This window comes from Acidaminococcus sp. CAG:542 (genome assembly GCF_000437815.1).
In the GTDB taxonomy this organism is placed as follows: Bacteria; Bacillota; Negativicutes; order Acidaminococcales; family Acidaminococcaceae; genus Acidaminococcus.
In genome coordinates, this window is the sequence record NZ_FR902105.1 from 1 (window position 1) to 3,137 (window position 3,137).

Annotated in this window: 6 protein-coding genes; all 6 read right to left on the minus strand. The window is 62.2% G+C overall.

Going from position 1 to position 3,137, the window contains the following annotated elements:
* Window positions 1–230 precede the first annotated feature (230 nt).
* On the minus strand, window positions 231–1,136 hold the full coding sequence (locus tag QVO43_RS09150) for a hypothetical protein (protein ID WP_022488214.1): 906 nt from the start codon (window positions 1,134–1,136) through the stop codon (window positions 231–233).
* The gene (locus QVO43_RS09155) at window positions 1,126–1,638 is read right to left on the minus strand and encodes a hypothetical protein (protein ID WP_022488215.1); all 513 of its coding nucleotides are present in this window, start codon (window positions 1,636–1,638) and stop codon (window positions 1,126–1,128) included. Before QVO43_RS09155 ends, QVO43_RS09150 begins: the two co-directional genes overlap by 11 nt.
* Window positions 1,616–1,942, minus strand: a complete 327-nt coding sequence (locus tag QVO43_RS09160; RefSeq protein WP_022488216.1) for a hypothetical protein — start codon at window positions 1,940–1,942, stop codon at window positions 1,616–1,618. Before QVO43_RS09160 ends, QVO43_RS09155 begins: the two co-directional genes overlap by 23 nt.
* Entirely contained in the window at window positions 1,929–2,396 is a 468-nt protein-coding gene (locus tag QVO43_RS09165; RefSeq protein WP_022488217.1) for a hypothetical protein, read from the minus strand. Before QVO43_RS09165 ends, QVO43_RS09160 begins: the two co-directional genes overlap by 14 nt.
* Window positions 2,393–2,812 (minus strand): type II secretion system protein, encoded by a 420-nt coding sequence (locus QVO43_RS09170; RefSeq protein WP_022488218.1) that lies wholly within the window; start codon window positions 2,810–2,812, stop codon window positions 2,393–2,395. The genes QVO43_RS09165 and QVO43_RS09170 overlap by 4 nt, the downstream gene beginning before the upstream one ends.
* A 48-nt stretch (window positions 2,813–2,860) precedes the next feature.
* The coding region (locus QVO43_RS09175; protein WP_288174874.1) for a type II secretion system F family protein at window positions 2,861–3,137 on the minus strand (277 nt) is incomplete at its 5' end.

Sequence of the window (3,137 nt, forward strand, 5' to 3'; positions counted from 1 at the left end):
TGTCGCCGATGCCCCCACCACCGTGCTCCGCATGGTCCCCCTCCCCTCCCGGGGCGGACTTTTTGTTGGTGAAATCCGTCCCTCCGATTCCCTGCCAGGCGCACGAGATGGGTCCAGATGCGCGAAAGCGGAGATTTTCGAGGGCGGCATAGTACTAAAGGGTACATGCCGCTTTCGAAAATCCCCGCTGACAAAGCAGATGGGCCCATATCGTGCGCCTGGGTTATGCGTTAGCTCAGCCCAGCAAAAATCCCATATACATCGGCATCTCCACTACCTATAGCCTTTGTGCGGAAAACCCCCACCACCCCCTCGCTCTTCACAAACTCCGCCCCCTTTTTCACCACGATGGGCCCCCGGCAGGCCAGGATCCCGGTTACGTGGGAGCCTGGTTCCAGGGTCAGGGTTCCGGTGGCGTAAAGGTAGGCATCTTCCAGGCGGGCGCCTTTTTCCACGGTAATATCCCCGTTGGCCAGGAACCGGAAATCCCCCTTGCAGCGGAAGCCCTGACGGAACCGGATGCTCCCCCGGTTCACCAGCACCCCGCTGCCCTGGAGCAGCACTGTCCGGCCTGTTTTTTCCGGCCACTGGAGGGTTTCCCGGCCATAGCAGAACACTTTTTCCACCGGGGCTTCCATCCGCCGGGAATCAGGCAGGGACCAGGCAGGCTTCCGCCCGAACAGGGACCAGTCCACAAACAGCTTCCCCTCCTTCCGTCCCTCCGCCCAGATGCCGGTTTCTGGAAAGATCTCCCCAGGCTCTGTACCGGGCATCCGGATTTCATACCGCCGGCCTTTCATCAGTTCTTCTCCGGTTTCCCGGTGGAGCCGGAGGACTTCTTCCCGGATCCGGCCCTCCTGGATGGTTTCCAGGGAAGCATAGACCAGCGGTCCCTCCGGCTGGAACCGGACCGGTTCCAGCTGCCGCTTTTCTCCCGGTGCCAGGAAGGGCTCTCCCTCCCGGATCCCGCACAGGCTCCGGAACAGGACAGCGTCCTGCCGGGCCTCCTGCTTCAGCTGCCAGTCCTTCAGAGCCTGGCGGGTCACCCCCAGAAGCCCGGCCCACACCGTGCCCAGGAGCCCCAACCCCACCAGCAGCACCAGGCTGATCATCCCGGGAGATTTCTTACCGGCCATAGGGCAGCACCTCCTTCCACACTTTCTCCTGACCGGTTTTCCGATCCCGAAGGGTCAGCTCCCAGGCCAGTTTTCCCGGCTCTGGAAGGGAAGCGGAAAAATTCTCCACCTGCACATGTTCCGGAGAGACCGCCAGACTCACCGGGTTGTGCTTCCGGGGTTTCCAGATCTTTACGTACAGGGTGGGCCAGGGCCGTTTGGCGGTGGTCATGACGAACCAGGATTCCCAGGCGGCATCCGGCCTTCCGTAACACCGGACTTCCGTGCCATGGTCCCCCTGGAACACCCGGACCTGTTCCACTTCGTAAAAGAACCGGCTTTCCAGCCGGGAGTGGAGGTCCTGTTCCAGCCGGTCCAGTTCTCCCTGGGTCCAGCAGCTTTCCATGAACCGGCACAAGTTGGGCAGTCCCTGGAGCAGCTGGCACAGCACCAGGGTAAAAAGGGCCAGGGCCCCCAGCCCTTCCGCCAGCAGGCTTCCTTTACTTTTTCTCATACCGGGCATAGCAGCAGCGTCCTTTCCCCCGGCGGGTGAGGCAGATTTTCCGGAGCATCACCCCGGGCAGCTGGGGCACCGGTTCCAGAACGGTTTCTGTCTCCCACTCCGGGTCCGGGAAAGGCGGATTTTCCCCCTCCTCCAGGAGCCGGACCGCCAGCCGGCTTCCCGTTTCCAGTTCCCGGCGGAGCCGGACGCCCTGGAGAGCCAGCCGGGAGCCCGCTGCAAAGGACAGGGCCGCCGCCCCCAGAAGGAACACCGCCAGGATTCCGTCCAGCAGGAAGAACCCGGGCTGCCGTTTACCGGAATCCATGGTATTCCATCCGTCCCACAAAGTGGGAAAAGGAAAGGAGCTGGTACCGGTCAGGATCCGCCTGTTGGCAGACGGCCACCGCAAACCCCTCTTCCCCGTTGCCGGTGGGGGTGAAGCCTCCTTCAAAGGTCCGGACCCGGAAATCCTCCAGACCCAGGGAAGGATAATCCAGCACAGTCCGCTGCCTGGTCCCGTATTGGCCATACACCTGGCTGCCCTTTGGATTCATGGAAAACCGTACATGGTTGCTGTGGAGGTACTGGGCCCGCTGCTGGAGGGCGGTAAAGGTGCTGCCGGCGGCCCGGGCTCCCAGCTGGAGCCGGAACCCATTGGCAAGCTCCTGCCACCGGGACAGGCAGGGCAAAAGAGCCAGGACCAGCCCCAGACAAAGCCCCAGCACCAGGAGCAGTTCCGTCAGCACAAAGCCGCCCTGCCGACGGGCCCTGGGATTCATGCCTCTGCCCCTTTCTTTTCTCCCAGGGTGTCGCTGGACACTTTCTCCCCGTTGCTCAAAGTGGCGGTGAACACGTACTCCCCGTCGGTTTCGCTCATGGAGATCTTGCTGTAGTCCCGGTTGGGCACGTATTTCTTGTCCACCAGGCTCTGGATGTCCCGGGGCTTTTCCGCCAGTTCCAGTTCGTACAGCTGGGCGCCGCTCTGGAGCAGGGCCATGTCGGAAATCAGCTGGCTGTCCCGGGACCGGTCCATGGCGCTGCGGATGGAGGGCAGCAGGAAAGCAGCCAGGCCCCCTATGATGGCCAGGACGGCAATCAGTTCGATGAGGGTGAAACCGGGCTGCTTCTTCCGGCGGATCGTGTTGGCAGGTTGGGTTGCTTTCAGGATACAATTGGTTTTCATCGTTGTCTGCATTTCTTTCTCCTTTCGTGAGACAGAGCATAGGTTCAATAGGTCAATGGATCAGGGCACCAGGGGCAGTCCCTGGAGCAGGGCAAAAAGCGGGGACAGGAGCAGCACCAGCATGGCCGTACAGCCCCCGGCCAGGACCAGGAGCAGCACCGGTTCCAGCAGGGTCTTGGCTTGTTTCAGCCGGTTCTGGAAATCCTGGTCCAACAAATGAGCGGCTTCCGTCAAAAGAGCCGGCAGGTGGCCGCTTTCTTCTCCCAGGGCGGCAAATTCCACCGCCAGGGGACTCAGGAGCAGAGGCTGCTGCCGGGCGGCGCCTGCCAGGGACGAT

Bases quoted from the DNA above. Each gene is read 5' to 3' on its own strand.
- QVO43_RS09150 (WP_022488214.1), bottom strand. From the start codon at position 1,136: ATGGCCGGTAAGAAATCTCCCGGGATGATCAGCCTGGTGCTGCTGGTG.
- QVO43_RS09155 (WP_022488215.1), bottom strand. From the start codon at position 1,638: ATGCCCGGTATGAGAAAAAGTAAAGGAAGCCTGCTGGCGGAAGGGCTG.
- QVO43_RS09160 (WP_022488216.1), bottom strand. From the start codon at position 1,942: ATGGATTCCGGTAAACGGCAGCCCGGGTTCTTCCTGCTGGACGGAATC.
- QVO43_RS09165 (WP_022488217.1), bottom strand. From the start codon at position 2,396: ATGAATCCCAGGGCCCGTCGGCAGGGCGGCTTTGTGCTGACGGAACTG.
- QVO43_RS09170 (WP_022488218.1), bottom strand. From the start codon at position 2,812: ATGCAGACAACGATGAAAACCAATTGTATCCTGAAAGCAACCCAACCT.